Source organism: Glutamicibacter soli (genome assembly GCF_003309065.1).
GTDB lineage: Bacteria > Actinomycetota > Actinomycetes > Actinomycetales > Micrococcaceae > Glutamicibacter > Glutamicibacter soli.
This window is the reverse complement of sequence record NZ_POAF01000002.1, coordinates 385,717-401,028: the sequence shown is the minus strand read 5'-3', so window position 1 is coordinate 401,028 and position 15,312 is coordinate 385,717. Positions and strand designations below refer to the sequence as shown.

Here is a 15,312-nt window from a genome sequence, read left to right as displayed (position 1 = left end):
CACCGCCTAGCTGACCGGCGTGCTGGCCAGCAGTTCCTGCACGACGGCCGCCGGTTCCACCCCGTCGGCCAAGGCCCGGCGGGTGAGGATCAGCCGGTGGCTGAGCACCATTTCCGCCACCGCGCGCACGTCCTCGGGCAGCACGTGGTCCCGCCCGGAGATCGCGGCGTGGGACTTGGCGGCGCGCACCCACTGCAGCAGCGCGCGCGGCGAAGCGCCCAGCTGCACCTGCGGGTGCTCGCGCGAGGCTCGCCCCAGATCCACCACGTAGGCGCTCAGCCGGTCGGTGACCGTGACGAGCTTGACCTGCTCGATCATCCGGACCAGCTCCTCCAGCTGCAGCACCGGAGCCAGCGACTGCAGCGGCTCGTCCCGGTGGTGGCTGCCGAGCATCGCCAGCTCGTCGTCCCGCCGCGGGTAGCCCATGGAAATCCTGCCCATGAACCTGTCGCGCTGGGCCTCGGGCAGGGCGAAGGTGCCTTCGGAGTCGATGGGGTTCTGGGTGGCGACCACCATGAACGGGCGCTGCAACGGGTGGGTGATGGAATCCACGGTCACCTGCTGCTCCTCCATGCATTCGAGCAGCGCGGACTGGGTTTTGGCGTTGGCGCGGTTGATCTCGTCGGCAATGACGATGTTCGCGAAGATGGGGCCCGGGTGGAAGGTGAACTCGTGGGTCTGCGGGGAATACACGGAGACGCCGGTGACGTCGCTGGGCAGCAGGTCCGGGGTGAACTGGATGCGGTGCACCGAACCGTCCACGCTGCGCGCCAGGGACTTGGCCAGCATGGTCTTGCCGACCCCCGGCACGTCCTCCACCAGCAGGTGGCCTTGGGCCAGCAGCACCACCAGGGCGTTGGTGACCGCTTCGGGTTTGCCGGTGATGACGGTTTGCACCGCTTCGAGGACGCGCTGGCAATTGTGCCTGAACGACGAGTCGAGCGAAGGCAACGTTGGGTTTGCGCTCATGCGCATCCTCCTGACGGGTTCAGCCTGTCCGCAAGGTCGTTGCGGACAGTCGAATCCTGATAGCTGTTGCACATATCGTATGGGGTTCTTTTATCCAGTAACAGACTCTAATTGCCCGAATCCAGCCCCGTCGGCTTCACCTGCGCGCGGGCGGGGTGAGAGAATGACTGGTGGGCCCAGCGCCCGGAAGACCAGCGGATGTGAAGGACCAGCGGTGCCAGCAAAGAACGAAGCGACGAACTCCGGCGATATCTACGCCGGCATCCCCACGGCCTACCGCCCCGACGCCCAGCAGGCTGCGGCCGCGGACGGGGAGCGGGGCCGCTCCGGGACCAATGAAAAGGGCGGATCGAAGCGCAACCTGCGGTATCCCGAAGCGCCGGACCCGCTGCCGGTGGCGGTGGTGGACAACCACACGCACCTGGACTTCCTGGACGGAGAGGTCCGGGTCGAAGCCGCCGACGCGCTGGCCGCCGCGGCGGCCGTGGGGGTCAAGGGCCTGATCCAGGTCGGCTGCGACGTCGAGTCCTCCGAATACGCCGTCAAGGCGGCCAACGATTTCCCCAACGTGCTGGCCGCCGTGGCCATCCATCCCAACGATGCGGCGCGGCTGGCCGAACACGGTGCCCTGGATGGGGCAATCGCCCGGATCGAGCAGCTGGCCGCCGACGGGCGGGTGCGCGCCATCGGGGAGACCGGACTTGACTACTTCCGCACCGGCGAAGAAGGACACGGCGCCCAGGAATACTCTTTCCGCGAGCATCTGCGCATCGCCGTTGAGCAGGAAAAGGCCCTGCAAATCCACGACCGTGACGCACACGACGATGTGGTGCGGATCCTGAAGGATTCGACCCTGCCCGAGCGTGTGGTCTTCCACTGCTTCTCCGGCGGCGCCGAGCTGGCGCGGATCTGCAACGAGAACGGCTGGTACATGTCCTTCGCCGGGGCCGTCACCTTCAAGAACTCGCACGAGCTGCGCGAGGCATTGAGCCTTGCCAAACCCGAGTTGCTGCTGGTGGAAACTGACGCGCCGTTCCTCACCCCGCACCCCTTCCGGGGGCGTCCCAACGCCAGCTACATGATCCCGTACACGGTGCGTTTCATGGCCGAAACCCGCGGCGCCCAGCTGGCGGAATTCTGCGCGCAGCTGGAGGTGAATACCCGCGAGGTGTACGGGGCATTCTAGACCCGTCGAATGTGTTGATGGCCATATGACTGTTGCTTGAAATATAACAATTCGGTTACGGTAGATGCAGATGTGTTGCACGACGGCGCCCAATTACAGGGCGGCTGGTTGACGCGCAGCCTGATCCTGGTTCCACAGCTTGGGAAACACGGCGCAGAAACTGAATGATAGACAGGCGGCCAAGCCGCCGGGCCGAACAGCATTTCCGGGGCACCTTCCGGAGCCCGGCCTACAAACGATGGGGATCTCACTACCGTGACTCACTTGCTCAAGAACCGCTGGGCTAAATACCTGGTCCAGGCGCTCGCCGTGGCCCTGGTGATTGCCGGAACCGTTTTCTATATCGCCGGCCAGAAATCAATCACCATCTCCGTCGATGGCGAGAGCAAGGTGGTTACCACCCGCGCCGCCACCGTAGCCTCCGTGCTCGAGCAGCAGGACATCACCCTGGATGAGCGCGACGAGATCTCCGTGGCAACCGACGCCCCGGTGGTCGACGCACAGAACATCGAGATCAAGCGCAACAAGTCGGTCCAGGTCAACCTGGACGGCACAGAACGCGTGGTGCACACCACCGGCATGACCGTCGCCGATCTGGTCGAGGAGCTCGACCTGGAAACGGGCGCCGAGATCTCCATGGATGAATCGCAGAACCTGGCCGCAGTCGCCAGCGACATCGAGATCATCACCCCGAAGGCAGTCACCCTGCAGGTGGACAAGAAGAAGACCGAGGTTTCGACCACCGCGCAGACCGTCAAGGAACTGCTCGCCGAGGAAAACGTCTCCCTGGGCAACGACGACGAGGTCAACGTCAAGGTTAAGAAGGACACCGAGAAAGACGTCGAGACCAGCACCAAGATCGCCGACGGCCAGCAGATCGAGGTCATCAAGGTCAGCATCAAGACCTGGGATGAGACCCGCGACATCGCCTTCGAGACCGAGAAGGTCAAGGACAAGAACCTGGCCAAGGGCAAGACCAAGGTGGAAACCAAGGGCGAAAAGGGCGAGCGCGAGCTGACCCTGCGCCAGGAGACCCGCAACGGCAAGAAGGGCGAGGAAGAAGTCCTGAAGGCCAAGGTCACCAAGAAGCCTGTTGCCGAGGTTGTCAAGGTCGGCACCAAGGAAGAAAAGAAAGAAGAGAAGAAGGAATCCTCTTCCAAGTCCACCAAGGCCCCGTCCGGCAGCGTCTCCTCGACCTGGGCGGCCCTGGCCAAGTGCGAGTCCGGCGGCAACTGGTCGATCAACACCGGCAACGGCTACTACGGCGGCCTGCAGTTCTCGGCTTCCTCGTGGCGTGCAGTGGGCGGCACCAAGTACGCGCCGCTGCCGCACCAGGCAACTCCTGCCGAGCAGGTTGCCGCAGCCGAGAAGCTGCGTGCCAGCGGCGGCTGGGGCCACTGGCCAGCCTGCTCGTCCAAGCTGGGCCTGCGCTAAGCACCGCCCCGGACACTTCATTGAGCGCAACGCGCCGGTTCAGCGAACCGGCGCGTTGCGCTTTTTCCGCGCCCGACTCAGGCTGAACTAGAATTGAGAACGTGATGTCTAAGGAATCTTTGCCGCTGCTTGGGGCCACCGAAATCCGTCGCCTGGCTGATGAGCTGGGGATCCGGCCCACCAAGACCCTGGGCCAGAACTTCGTGATCGATGGGAACACCATCCGTCGCATCGTGGCGGCCGCCCACGTCTCCCCGGAGGAAACCGTGCTGGAGGTCGGGCCGGGGCTCGGTTCGCTGACCCTGGGCATCATGGACGCCGCCGACAAGGTGGTCGCCGTGGAGATCGATCCGCCGCTGGCCAAGCGCCTTCCGCAGACCATGGCCGAGTTCCGTCCGGGCCGTGAAAAGGACCTGACGGTGATCCTCTCGGATGCCATGAAGGTCACCGAGCTTCCAGGGGATCCCACCGCGCTGGTGGCAAACCTCCCCTACAACGTCGCGGTCCCCGTGGTGCTGCACCTGCTGGAGCACTTCCCCTCGATCCGCCACGGCCTGGTGATGGTCCAGGACGAGGTGGCCGACCGCATGAGCGCGAGCCCGGGCAGCAAGATCTACGGCGTGCCGTCGGTCAAGGGCGCCTGGTACGGAACCATGCGCAAGGCCGGGGTCATCGGCATGAACGTCTTCTGGCCGGCCCCCAAGATCCATTCAGGCCTGGTCGGGTTCACCCGCGACAAGGACCGCAGCGATGCGCCGGACCGCAAGCAGGTCTTCGCGATCATCGACGCCGCTTTCGCCCAACGCCGCAAGACCCTGCGCGCAGCGCTCTCCGGCTGGGCAGGGTCCGGCATGCGCGCCGAGCAGATCCTCACGTTGGCGGGCATCGACCCGAAGGAACGCGGCGAGAAGCTGGATATCGACGGGTTCATCGCAATCGCCCGCGCCGCCGAGCAGGTCCCGGCCGAACCGAAGCCAGAGTCCTAGGCATGGCCAAACAGCGAGTTATTGCCACTGCGCCGGGCAAGATCAATGTCTATTTCCGTGTCGGCCCGCCCCGCGAAGACGGCTACCACGAGGTCGCCAGCCTATATGTCGCGGTGTCGCTGCTGGAGCAGATCGAAGCGACGCTGCGCGAGGATAACGAACTGCAGCTGAGCCTTGAACCTGGTTCCGCGGTGGTTTCAGACCCGGAGAACTTCCCGCTGGGCGAGCACAACCTGGTGTACAAGGCCGCGCAGCTGCTGCGCGAGCACACCGGCTGCACCCTCGGCGCGAACCTGCATATCACCAAGCGGGTGCCCATTGCCGGCGGCATGGGCGGCGGTTCCGCGGATGCTGCGGCAACCCTGGTGGCCTGCAACGAGCTGTGGCAGACGGGCCTGGACCGCGAGGAGCTTGGGCGCCTCGGAGCCCGGCTGGGCGCGGACGTGCCTTTCGCGTTGATGGGCGGCGCGGCCATCGGCTTGGGGGTGGGGGACAAGCTCGCCCCGCTGCTGACCCGCGCCAAGACCCAGTGGGTGCTGATCCCCGCCAGCTACGGGCTGTCTACCCCGCGCGTCTACGCCATGCTCGACCGGTTGCGCAGCGGGCAGGAGATCGCGGTACCCCAGGAAGTGGACCCGGATGTCATCGAGGCATTGATGCACTCGGACGCCCAGGCCCTGTCGCAGGTGCTCGTCAACGACCTGACCCAGGCCTCCCTGGCCCTGGCCCCGGAGCTGGGCACCGTGCGCGACTTGGCCGAAGGCGCCGGCGCGCTGCGGGCCATGGTCTCCGGCTCCGGCCCGACCCTGGCTCTGCTGGTGCGCGATGCCGAGCATGCCGAGCAGGTGCGAGCCCAGCTGGGCGATGAAGTGGGAGTAGCCACGCTGGCTGTCAGCGCTCCGGCGCCCGGCGCGAAGGTCGAGCTCTCCGAGTAACCTCCGGTTATTTTGCCCCAAGCTCTTGTCAGGCTGTTGCCTGGATCATAGGGTGAATCCTGAACCCACAAAGTGAAGCACGTTCATTTTGCGATGCGGCAGTGAAGGATTCTCATGATCAACGGACACGTGTCCCATTGGTGGGAGCACATCGGTCTGCCCGAAGCCCGTCCGACCCTCACCGGCCACCACACCGCCGACGTGGCCATCGTGGGCGCCGGATTCACCGGACTGTGGACCGCCTACTACCTGGCCAAGGCGCAGCCGGGGCTGAAAATCACCGTGGTCGAATCGCGCCATGTAGGCTACGGCGCCTCGGGGCGCAACGGCGGCTGGCTGACCAACACCGTCACCGGCGGCCGCGAACGCTATGTGAAGAGCCACGGCCGCAGCGCGGCCGAGGCCTTCCAGGACGCCATGAACCGCACCGTCGCAGAGGTCATCGCCGTCTGCGAAGTCGAAGGCATCGACGCGGATATCCAGCAGGGCGGCGAATTCGAGGTCGCCTACACCCCGGCTCAGGAACACCGCCTGCGCTCGCACGCGAAAGCCGAAGCCCAGTGGGCGCACACGGACACCAAGCTCCTTGAAGCTTCCGAGGCCTCCGCGAAAATCAATGTCGCCGGAACCCGGGCGGCGCTGTGGCACCCGCATGCAGCGCGCATCCACCCGGCGAAGCTGGTCAAGGCCCTGGCCGAGGTGGTTGAGCAGCTCGGCGTCACCATCTACGAAAACACCCACGTCACCACCATCCGCCCGCGCCAGCTGGAATTCGAGGGCGGAACGCTCAATGCTGAATTCATCCTGCGCGCCACCGAGGGATTCACCTCCGGCATCAAGGGCCATAAGCGCCTGTGGCTGCCCATGAACTCCTCGATGATCGCCACCGAGCCGCTGAGCCAGGGCATCTGGGATGAGTTGAACTGGAGCCAGGGCGAGGTGCTCGGCGACTTCGCCCACGTCTACATGTATGCCCAGCGCACCGCGGATGACCGCATCGCCATCGGCGGGCGCGGGGTGCCGTACAAGTTCGGCTCGCGCACGGACACCGACGGCCAGACGCCGCAGGTCACCGTCGACGGGCTGACCGAGGTGCTGCACCGGATGTTCCCGCAGACCGCCTCCGCCCGCGTCGACCATGCCTGGTCAGGTGTCCTCGGGGTGCCGCGCGACTGGGCGGCCACCGTGGGACTGGATCCGGCCACCGGCCTGGGCTGGGCCGGAGGCTACGTGGGCACCGGCGTGGCCACGACCAATCTCTCCGGGCGCACCCTGCGCGACCTGGTGCTGGGCGACTGCACAGAGCTGACCGCGCTGCCGTGGGTCAACCACCGTGTGCGCCAGTGGGAGCCGGAACCGCTGCGCTGGATCGCCACCAAGGGGCTGTACGCAGCGTACGGCAAGGCTGACCGCAGCGAGCTAGACGGGCGCAGCACCACCTCGCCGATCGCCCGCATGGCGGACTTGATTACCGGCAAACCCTAGCCAGGACACCTGTTGCGTGGAGGGGTCGGAAGCACCGCCTGAGATTAGCTGGCCTCCGGCTCGGGACCGGCCACGTAGAGCAGCGCCCTGTCGTAGTCGCTGTGCAGGTCAATACGTGTCAGATGCTTGAACCGGACATTAACGACGTTGTCGTACCAGCGTGTGTTCGGATTGATCATGTGGATCCACGCTGATTTCCGGCGCAATTCGACAACCGTGCCAATCCACAATTGGTCCGGGGCACGCACTTCCTCGTAGAGCAGGATCAGCGGCGCGGCGGCAGAAGCCGTAGCGTAGATGCTCCCGGCAGATCCCAGATCGATGTCGTTGAGGTTCAGCTGAGGTGCTGCCGGTGCCTGCGATTCAATGAACGGCATGAATTTGCGCGTGAGCTTCACCCTTTCGAGGTCTGCAATCCGCAGGATCATGTATCCGTTGAAGTACGCCCTGTCGCGCAATTTCACGAGCAGGACCCAGTCCTCGCCCAGCTTGCGGACGATTCCTTCCTCGCGTTCGTCCGGCGCAACACTGCGTGTGAGCCTCACTGGAATCTGCCCGTCGAGCGAATGGGCCAGCTTCCGCCGGATTTTTGATTTCGACTGTTCCTTGCTCACAATCCATCCGCCTTCGATGCGGCCTGTCCCATGCGCTTGACGGCTTCGACCAGGATCGGGCGGGGGAGCGCGAAGTTCATGCGAACGAACCCCTCGGACCCTTCGCCGCATTGGGCGCCCTCGACCAGTGCCACGCGGGCCTGGCTGAGGAAGAACTCGGCCGTTCGTTCGCCGTGCCCCAACGCCCTGGCATCCAGCCAGCTCAGATAGGTCCCCTCCGGCGGGAGCCAGAACACCCCGGGCAGATGCTCTTCCAACAGCTCGGTGAGCAGATCCCGGTTGTCCCGAAGATAACCCAAGACCTGCTGGCGCCACGGTTCCCCGCTGTTGTACGCCGCGATGGTAGCCAGTTTGCCAGGCGTGGAGGCTCCATGACCGATGAAGAATCCCTTGTCCCGCCAGAGGTCCAGATCGGCCGGGTTGGAAAAGACCAGTTGCGCGCACTTGAGGCCCGGCATGTTGAATGCCTTGGTCGCCGAGGTTGCCGTGATGGCGTGCGCAGCAGTTTCCGGCGACAGCGAGGCATAGGGCGCATGGGCCCCCTCGAAAACCAGCGAGGAATGGATCTCATCCGAGAAGACCCTGGCTCCCTGCTCCTGGACGACTTCCGACAGCGACTGCAGTTCCTGCCGCGTGTAGACCTTGCCGATGGGATTGTGCGGAGTGCACAACAGCACCAGACCGCCGCCGTTCTGCAGCGCTTCGCGGATGCCGGACAGATCCATCTGCCATCCGGAGTCGCCGCGCAGCATCGGCACCTGGATAATTCGGCGGTTCTTGAGCGCCGGATAGGTCAGGAACGGCATGTAGGCCGGGGTTGGAACCACGACCGCGGCATGCGGTTCCAGGAAGATGTCCAGCACGGCACCAAGCCCGGCCAGCACATCGGCAATTGGCGCGATGAAATCAGGATCGGGCGTCCAGCCGAAGTTCCTGCCGTAGTAGTCGCTGGCCGCTGCCGCCAACTGCGCATCGAGCGCCGGAGGCGGGTAGCCGAAGAGTTCCGACTCGGCGTAGTCGCGCAGCGCTCGGCGGATGGGGGTGGCCAACGGGTAACCCATCTCCGCCACCCACGCCCCGATGGCGTGCTCATGGGCGGTCCACTTCAGCGATCCGTTGGCGCGCAGCTGCTCTTCGGTCAGCCCATCCCACTCAGCGGTAGACACGGAAGCCCACCCTTGCCGGGAGGTGTTCTCCCAGCACCATCTCAACTTGTGCCCGCGCCTGGTCCTCGATCGAGTCAGGGCTCAAGGCCGCGAGGTATTCGCGGTGTTCGCTTAATGCGGCGATGGCGGCATCGATGTCCTGCTGTTCGATCTGGACGCAATGCGTCGGCGCCCCGTCGGCGAAAACAGCGATCATCTGCACTTCGGTATGCGGTGGATCGGTGAGTTCGGGGAAGATCCAGGAGTTGGCTGCGTCGGAGACCGCATCGAGAACGGCTCGGCCCACGGCCTGGTGGTCTGCTGAGTTCCGGTAGACGCCGCCGAAGGTGCGTTCAAAGTTCAGTGTGATGACCACATCGGGGCGGTGGCGTCGGATCGCTGCGGCAAAGGCGCGGCGCAGCTCGATGCCGTATTCCAACCTGCCGTCGGGCAGACCCAGGAATTCAAGCTCCTGAACTCCGACGTGGGTTATGGCCCGCCGCTGCTCTATTTCGCGCAGCGGTCCGGCCTGCGCCGGGGCCATGGTCTCGATTCCTGCTTCGCCGGCGGTCGCCAAGACGTAGGCTACCTCTTTGCCCTGCCGGGTCCAGCGGCTCACCGCCAGTGCGGTCCCGTACTCGGGGTCGTCGGGGTGCGCCATGAGCACCAGCGCCCGCTGCCAGTTCTCGTCGAAGACTTCCAACTCGGGTTCGTCGATTCGCGTGGTATCCATGGGCTCGATTCTTCCCCAAAGGGCTGCGCAATACCAGCAATGGCGGATACGCTAAACGGCATGGACTTGGAACTTGATGGAAAAATTGTGCTGGTTGTCGGCGGGACTGGGCTGATCGGCTCCGCGGTGGTCCGCTGCCTGCGGGCCGAGGGAGCGATCGCCATCAGCGCCGCACGTTCTGCCAGCACGGACCTGCAGCTGGATGCAAGCGATGAGCACTCGGTGCAGGCTGGCATCCAGCAGGTGATGGACATGCATGGACGGATCGACGGCTTAGTGCATGCCGCCGCACCCAGCGCCAGGACACTGGATCCGGCCGGGAACTCCGACCCGGCCCGTGTCATGGAAGCGGTGCAGGGAAAGGCTCTGGGGTTCTTGCGCATGGCCAACGCGGTGCTGCCGCATATGCGGGCAGCCGGCTCCGGACGGATTGTCGGGGTCTCCGGCCAGAACGCACTGGTGACCGGAAATATCGCAGGTTCGGTGCGCAACGGGGCGCTGATCACCATTGCGAAGCACCTGGCCGATGAGCATGTGGGGACAGGGATCGGCATCAATACCGTAAGCCCGGGAATCGTCAGCGAGCATCCGGCGACCTCGGTAGCGCCTGGCGGTTTCGGCGATACTACGCCGACGCAGGTCGCCGAGGTGATCGCTTTCCTGCTCTCGCCGCGGGCCGCGGGGCTCAGCGGTGAATCGATGGCGATCGGGCACCGGGTGCGCGGCGTTGTGTCGTTGTAGCAGCGAAAGCGGTCGTTTTTGGTGTCCCATAAGCCGAACCTTCTGTGGGACAACGTGAGTTGCCTATTCGTAGAGCGACGCTTTGGACTAAAAACACCTGATTGAGGTGCCTGCCGTTCACTTCGCATCGTGGCAAAGAATTGATAAGGATGAGAAGATAAACCGCTTGGCATTTCAGCTTGAATATATGCAAGACCCCGAGGCAGTCCGCCGCATCTTGAAAGCATTGCCGGAATGGTTCGGAGATCCGGAAGCGATCGAACAGTACGTTGTAGATGCAGGAAACGACGATTATCTGAGTATCGTCGCTCGCCAATCCGGAACCACGATTGGCGTGGCCCTTATCCGTCGACACTTCCCCGAGTCCGCAGAATTACACCTCGTCGCTTTGTCCCCCGAAGCTAGAGGTAAAGGAGCCGGACGGGCACTTATCGATAGGGTGGCAGCTGACCTTGCCAACGACGGGTGCGCATTGCTCTCCGTTCACACTGTCGGTCCGTCCTTCGATAGCGAGTCATACGCCGAAACTCGGGCATTTTACCGAGCTACCGATTTTTATCCTCTGGAAGAGCACCACAACCTCGACTGGGCGGGACCGACGCTTATTCTTGTCCGGCGGCTAGCATCAGTTTCATAAGACGAACCCTCTGCAGGACGAATATGAACGAGCAACCGCGGATTCGCAGAGCCCAGCCACGACTTGGCGATGACCGGACAATTGCGGCTACGCGCCAAGGGCCAAATTCGGGTGCCCACCCGCTATTCATGGTCTACATTAGAACGACAGTTGACCCTGAACGCGTGAGGACACCACCGAATGAGAACATCAACGCTGGCCTCCTACCTCAGTACCGTTGACCACGGGAATCTGATTTACAACAGATACAGCGCCATCGACTTAAAGAACTTGGCCGAGCTAAGACCGCTGTGGTCTGTGGGTGTGTTTTACGCAAAGGTAACGAGCCTTCCGGCTGGATACGACTGGTCCCCGGTGACAGCCGTTGGTTTTCGGTGGCATGAATGTTGGGTCCCGGTGCTCCGACAGCCCCAGATCAACGACATCTGGATTTTCAACGCGACGCAGGATGCACTATCGACGCTGGACAGGAAGCTCACTAACAAAGACGCCCCTGGCGTGCTTGAGTTAGTCAGGCCTCGAATCTCGGCCTGTGATTCCTGGTTCATGCCATACTTTGAAGCTGACCGCGTTGGGATAGTGAGGTGTCCAGAGGTCGATTTTGCCGGAGCTGGAGCCTTTGGCCGCATTGAACGTCTGGAGTTCTCAGAGGTTTCGAGGGTGCGCAATCTCGCCCACTTCTCCGACCAAGGAGAACTGAACCTCCTGGTCCTCGAGAACATCGAAATTCCGGATCCCGAAACTTTCTGGGACATTCAAGCCCAACGCATCGTCGTGAGGGGCTACGGCAGGAACCTTCTGTGGTTGTACAAAATTTGGCCCGATCGACCTGATGATTGGGCTGATCGGGTCCGTCTTGATGAAAGACTGGCTGCCGACCTAGACCCTGAGGGAAGCTCTGGGGATCTATTTGAGGGCTACTGCGGACCTGTTGTCGAAGGGGACTCTTCCGCTCAGGACGCCGATATCGAAGCCACCGCGGTTGTACTCGAAGAAATCACCGAGCAGAGGTTCTGGCACATCATCGGCCGGGCACGGGAATCCTGTGACGGGGATGCTGAGGGTCTGTCCGAGGCACTGCGCGAAGAACTACGGCAATCCACCCAGCAAGAGATCGTGGCCTTCGACCGGCTGTTCGCCCTCAAGACCCATGCCTTGTACTCCTGGGAGCTGTGGGGTGTGGCGTACTTGCTGCTAGGTGGATGCGGCGACGATGAATTCACCGACGTGCGCACTTGGGTCGTGGCGCAGGGTCGGGACTTTTACCACTCCTGTCTCGCGGATCCGACGCTGCTGGGCAACGGGCAACTCAAGGACTCGGCCGTGGTGATGGACGCGGAAGAGATTCGATACATCCCCGAGGAGATCTTCATGGAGATGACCGGAACCTCAATCGAGGAGCAATATCGCGACCAGCCCTCGGCATCGATGGCAGGGCAGGCCCCGGCTGGGATGCCCTGGGATGAGTACATTGGAGGGCTCGAAGCCCGATTCCCGCATATCCGTGCGCTTGAAGGATTGTGACTGCAGTTGACAGCTCTGGGAGGGCAGTTGATTCACCGGTCCGATAGCGGTTTCCGTGTCCCGCAGTCCAACCCTCTATGGGGCGAGAACTGTGCTTGTACGGCATGGACATGAATGGCTGTAGCCTTGTGGGTACGACCGAGGCTTGGGTCGAAAGAAACCCGGTTACCGGCATGAAAATTGAAGGGCAACTATGAATACTGACCAGCAGCCTGAGCCTCCTAGCCCGCCCCATTTGGATAGAGAAAAAGTAGTTGAGCTAGTTTCCTACGCAGAGCGTAACGTCTTGCTGTTGCAGTGGGAGGAGCGCGAGCTCCGTAGGCTGAATCGCGATTCTTCAGATCTGCTGCCGATCATCCAGGGCTGGGAATTCATGTCCATTGCTCTTCGAGAATCCTACGATTTAGAAGAAACCGATTTTCCTCGGTAGATCTCGTAGCCCTGTCCCAATTCGGCAGATTTAGATGCTGGGTGACCTCTAAAGTTCGATTTCATGTCCATAAGAGGAACGCTAAGCGGGAACGCCGTTAAGGGATGGGGTGAACCTGTCCCCGCATTGAAGCCCCTGCCATGGTGCTCAATTCCCATCGCGCGCGTGTACAGGTTCTAGCGGCCCGAGTCTTTGTCATTGCGACTGCGTCGAATGAAAAACAGAGTCAGGGCAGTTACCGAAACGGCCAACAGGATCCAGACGGGAATTAGCCTTGCCCAAGTGGGAGCCTCGACCAGTATCAGGACTACGTTTGCAGCTGCGAAGGCAAGCAGAAAAAGCCCAAACGGCCACCACTTGATGGGTTTTCGCTGATGAGAATCCATAGCTAGTCCTGTCGATTTCGGAGGTCGAAAGTTGAATTCCTGGTGAGGACGGTTCTGGCTCAGACTGTAGCAGCTGCTCTGAATAGAAATGTCTCCCACAGCCTGTGCGTCGTTTTTTTATTTGTCACTGTTAGTCGTATGCCAGCAAGGAACCCCACCGAGTAGCTTCGTAGACGGTTGGACAGGCTTCAACCTCGGTTGCACAAATGGCCCTGCGGCCGAGGCGGCGGGAAATTAGCGCGCGTCGACGAGAGAGTGCAGGGAACGCTTCGAGATATGGAGAAAGCAAAGGGTAGTAAGTACGCTCCCAAAGAGCAAAGCTAATGACAAGAGGTAGAAGAATCCCGTGTTGGTGGCAATGAATTGAACAAGGGGGTTTGGATTTCCAACTACATACCCCCCCCATACGGGAACACCCACCCTGACTAAGTGTCAGTTTCCGAAGTCGTCAGCACTTCTGTCCACAGTCCTCAGCACTGAGCCGCACCGCCCGCAAGCGGAACCTTCTACGGGGACAGTGAGGCTGGACAGGTGCAAGCCGCGGGGTCGTTAGCAACTTTGGTTGACAGGAGGATCTTCAGCAACGTAGGTTGACAGTATGGAGTCTTCACAAATCGCGGCAGTGGCAGCCGACACCAGCGACCCGAGAGCGGGGCTGCGGGCGGTGTCGTCGTTGCGCTTGCTCGCGGACACCCTGGAGCTTCTGCAAGTCGAGGCCGCGCTGCGTTCGGGCATGAGTTGGCAGGACATTGCTGACGCGCTCGGGGTGACACGGCAAGCCGCTCACAAGAAGCACTCCAAACGAATTGACCCCACGATACCGACTCTCAGGAGGAACGCATGAATAAGCTCGTTCGCGCTGCTCAGACAAGTCAATCTCTCTCGCTTGCCGCCATGGAGGAAGCCTCTCGGGTTGGCCTTCGGGAAGCAGGCATTGGGCATCTGTTCCTCGCCCTTGTTATTAATGACCAATCCGCCGGACGCGCACTTCGCAGCATGGGCATTGACCTTGATGCCGCCCGTCGAGCGGTCGAGGAACAACACGAAGCGCAACTTGCTTCGCTCGGCATCGAGGCCTCATTCCCGGAGGCAGGACGGATCGTGTTCCACGAGACGGACGGGTATGCGTGGAGTCCTCGCGCTCTTGACCTCATCACCAAATCAAGTGGTAAAAACAAGACGGGCGATGCCGCGGCTGTATTGCGAGAGCTGGTCGCAGAGCCCAGCGGTTTGATCGCAGAGATCCTTGACCGGCTGGGAACGACGCCCGAAGCTCTGCTCAATCAACTCGACCAGATCGACTCACCAGCTGAGAATACCAAGCCTGTCGCTGCAAAGGTGAAAGGGCGGGCCTCGGGCTCGATGGAGACATTCGTTCCCGCCCCGATGGAAGAGGTCTGGGAATTCCTCGCAGATCCGATACTCGTTCCCGAGTGGGAACCCAGCATCGGCTCCATTGAACACACCGGACAGGAAGCGACGCTCGGTGGGGTCTGGCAGGGTCTCGCACCCGCAAGTCACCCAGACGGGAAGCCGGTGAACATAAAGCCGCAGTATCGCCGCCGCAGCATTGAACTCGTCTCCGCGCACCGGCCGGAAAGGATCGCGTGGAACTTCGCGCATCCCGACGTTTCCCGAAGTAGTTCGGTTCTGATGGAGTTTACCTTGGTGAACACGACCGGTGGCACCCAGGTTCAGATCACTAAGTCATGGTCTCGACGCAATGGTTGGCGGAGTCTCGTCGCATTGCCGTTGCGACCCATCCAGAAATTCCTCGCGTGGATCACACTGTTCCAGACTGGCAGTGCGATCAGCCGGGCATTCCGCTAATCCCAGCGGCAAGATCCAACTGGCTAGTTGGAGCCGCACCTGACGCCTAAAGCCGACATTGGGAACTGCGACTCATAGCCACACGTCATCGACTTCGTCTGCGAATCGCGCCGGCAAGGCCAACCTTGAACGGGACAGAGTCTTGCGGTGCTGGCAAACCCATCAACTTCGATGCCGCTGACCGCACACCCTGCGACCGGACAGTTGAAGATGCAACGCATAGGCGCGGAACAAGCATGAAGCTCAGTCATCTGCAGTAGGCATAACACCTTTCGAC

The 15,312-nt window shown here is 62.3% G+C and carries 15 protein-coding genes; 11 read left to right on the top strand and 4 right to left on the bottom strand.

The features are described from left to right. Positions 1-6 precede the first annotated feature (6 nt). Entirely contained in the window at positions 7-969 is a 963-nt protein-coding gene (locus tag C1H84_RS05430; protein WP_082344653.1) for an AAA family ATPase, read from the bottom strand. Positions 970-1,183: 214 nt separating this feature from the next. Between C1H84_RS05430 and C1H84_RS05425 the strand changes: the two genes are divergently transcribed. The 5 genes from C1H84_RS05425 to C1H84_RS05405 all read left to right on the top strand — a co-directional run bounded on the left by C1H84_RS05425 (position 1,184) and on the right by C1H84_RS05405 (position 6,995). Continuing rightward, positions 1,184-2,155, top strand: coding sequence for a TatD family hydrolase (locus tag C1H84_RS05425; protein ID WP_244910813.1), 972 nt, complete (start codon positions 1,184-1,186; stop codon positions 2,153-2,155). Positions 2,156-2,410: 255 nt separating this feature from the next. Continuing rightward, the gene (locus C1H84_RS18615) at positions 2,411-3,589 is read left to right on the top strand and encodes a resuscitation-promoting factor (protein WP_113606771.1); all 1,179 of its coding nucleotides are present in this window, start codon (positions 2,411-2,413) and stop codon (positions 3,587-3,589) included. Positions 3,590-3,693: 104 nt separating this feature from the next. After that, positions 3,694-4,575: a 16S rRNA (adenine(1518)-N(6)/adenine(1519)-N(6))-dimethyltransferase RsmA gene (gene rsmA / locus C1H84_RS05415; RefSeq protein WP_113606770.1), complete on the top strand. Its 882-nt coding sequence runs from the start codon at positions 3,694-3,696 to the stop codon at positions 4,573-4,575. Positions 4,576-4,577: 2 nt separating this feature from the next. Then, positions 4,578-5,510: a 4-(cytidine 5'-diphospho)-2-C-methyl-D-erythritol kinase gene (locus tag C1H84_RS05410; RefSeq protein ID WP_053797524.1), complete on the top strand. Its 933-nt coding sequence runs from the start codon at positions 4,578-4,580 to the stop codon at positions 5,508-5,510. A gap of 114 nt (positions 5,511-5,624) precedes the next feature. Continuing rightward, entirely contained in the window at positions 5,625-6,995 is a 1,371-nt protein-coding gene (locus C1H84_RS05405; protein WP_113606769.1) for an NAD(P)/FAD-dependent oxidoreductase, read from the top strand. Between the two features lie 44 nt (positions 6,996-7,039). Here the strand turns inward: C1H84_RS05405 and C1H84_RS05400 are convergent, their stop codons facing one another. From C1H84_RS05400 to C1H84_RS05390, 3 genes are read right to left on the bottom strand one after another with little or no spacing between them, the layout of a single operon-like run. After that, complete coding sequence (locus C1H84_RS05400) at positions 7,040-7,609, bottom strand: hypothetical protein (RefSeq protein WP_113606768.1); 570 nt, start codon at positions 7,607-7,609, stop codon at positions 7,040-7,042. Next, the gene (locus C1H84_RS05395; RefSeq protein WP_113606767.1) at positions 7,606-8,775 is read right to left on the bottom strand and encodes a MalY/PatB family protein; all 1,170 of its coding nucleotides are present in this window, start codon (positions 8,773-8,775) and stop codon (positions 7,606-7,608) included. The genes C1H84_RS05400 and C1H84_RS05395 overlap by 4 nt, the downstream gene beginning before the upstream one ends. Continuing rightward, positions 8,762-9,487 carry a PIG-L deacetylase family protein gene (locus C1H84_RS05390; protein ID WP_220124878.1) on the bottom strand — a complete coding sequence of 242 codons (726 nt, stop codon included), beginning with the start codon at positions 9,485-9,487 and terminating at the stop codon, positions 8,762-8,764. The genes C1H84_RS05395 and C1H84_RS05390 overlap by 14 nt, the downstream gene beginning before the upstream one ends. Before the next feature lie 60 nt (positions 9,488-9,547). Here C1H84_RS05390 and C1H84_RS05385 point away from each other — a divergent pair, with 60 nt between their 5' ends. From C1H84_RS05385 to C1H84_RS05360, 6 genes are all read left to right on the top strand, one after another. Further along, positions 9,548-10,228: an SDR family NAD(P)-dependent oxidoreductase gene (locus tag C1H84_RS05385; protein ID WP_113606766.1), complete on the top strand. Its 681-nt coding sequence runs from the start codon at positions 9,548-9,550 to the stop codon at positions 10,226-10,228. Between the two features lie 106 nt (positions 10,229-10,334). Then, positions 10,335-10,865: a GNAT family N-acetyltransferase gene (locus C1H84_RS05380; protein WP_220124877.1), complete on the top strand. Its 531-nt coding sequence runs from the start codon at positions 10,335-10,337 to the stop codon at positions 10,863-10,865. Positions 10,866-11,045: 180 nt separating this feature from the next. Next, positions 11,046-12,389, top strand: coding sequence for a DUF4240 domain-containing protein (locus C1H84_RS05375; RefSeq protein WP_113606765.1), 1,344 nt, complete (start codon positions 11,046-11,048; stop codon positions 12,387-12,389). A gap of 193 nt (positions 12,390-12,582) precedes the next feature. Next, positions 12,583-12,819: a hypothetical protein gene (locus C1H84_RS05370; protein ID WP_047118475.1), complete on the top strand. Its 237-nt coding sequence runs from the start codon at positions 12,583-12,585 to the stop codon at positions 12,817-12,819. A 984-nt stretch (positions 12,820-13,803) separates the two neighbouring features. Further along, positions 13,804-14,049 carry a helix-turn-helix domain-containing protein gene (locus C1H84_RS05365; RefSeq protein WP_047118476.1) on the top strand — a complete coding sequence of 82 codons (246 nt, stop codon included), beginning with the start codon at positions 13,804-13,806 and terminating at the stop codon, positions 14,047-14,049. Further along, the gene (locus tag C1H84_RS05360) at positions 14,046-15,035 is read left to right on the top strand and encodes an SRPBCC family protein (RefSeq protein WP_113606764.1); all 990 of its coding nucleotides are present in this window, start codon (positions 14,046-14,048) and stop codon (positions 15,033-15,035) included. The genes C1H84_RS05365 and C1H84_RS05360 overlap by 4 nt, the downstream gene beginning before the upstream one ends. Positions 15,036-15,312: the final 277 nt, after the last annotated feature.

Excerpts from the sequence above, each read along its gene's own strand:
- C1H84_RS05365 (WP_047118476.1), top strand. The coding sequence starts at position 13,804 with ATGGAGTCTTCACAAATCGCGGCAGTGGCAGCCGACACCAGCGACCCG.
- C1H84_RS05410 (WP_053797524.1), top strand. The coding sequence starts at position 4,578 with ATGGCCAAACAGCGAGTTATTGCCACTGCGCCGGGCAAGATCAATGTC.
- C1H84_RS05385 (WP_113606766.1), top strand. The coding sequence starts at position 9,548 with ATGGACTTGGAACTTGATGGAAAAATTGTGCTGGTTGTCGGCGGGACT.
- C1H84_RS05360 (WP_113606764.1), top strand. The coding sequence starts at position 14,046 with ATGAATAAGCTCGTTCGCGCTGCTCAGACAAGTCAATCTCTCTCGCTT.
- C1H84_RS05390 (WP_220124878.1), bottom strand. The coding sequence starts at position 9,487 with ATGGATACCACGCGAATCGACGAACCCGAGTTGGAAGTCTTCGACGAG.
- C1H84_RS05405 (WP_113606769.1), top strand. The coding sequence starts at position 5,625 with ATGATCAACGGACACGTGTCCCATTGGTGGGAGCACATCGGTCTGCCC.
- C1H84_RS05370 (WP_047118475.1), top strand. The coding sequence starts at position 12,583 with ATGAATACTGACCAGCAGCCTGAGCCTCCTAGCCCGCCCCATTTGGAT.
- C1H84_RS05375 (WP_113606765.1), top strand. The coding sequence starts at position 11,046 with ATGAGAACATCAACGCTGGCCTCCTACCTCAGTACCGTTGACCACGGG.
- C1H84_RS05430 (WP_082344653.1), bottom strand. The coding sequence starts at position 969 with ATGAGCGCAAACCCAACGTTGCCTTCGCTCGACTCGTCGTTCAGGCAC.
- rsmA (WP_113606770.1), top strand. The coding sequence starts at position 3,694 with ATGTCTAAGGAATCTTTGCCGCTGCTTGGGGCCACCGAAATCCGTCGC.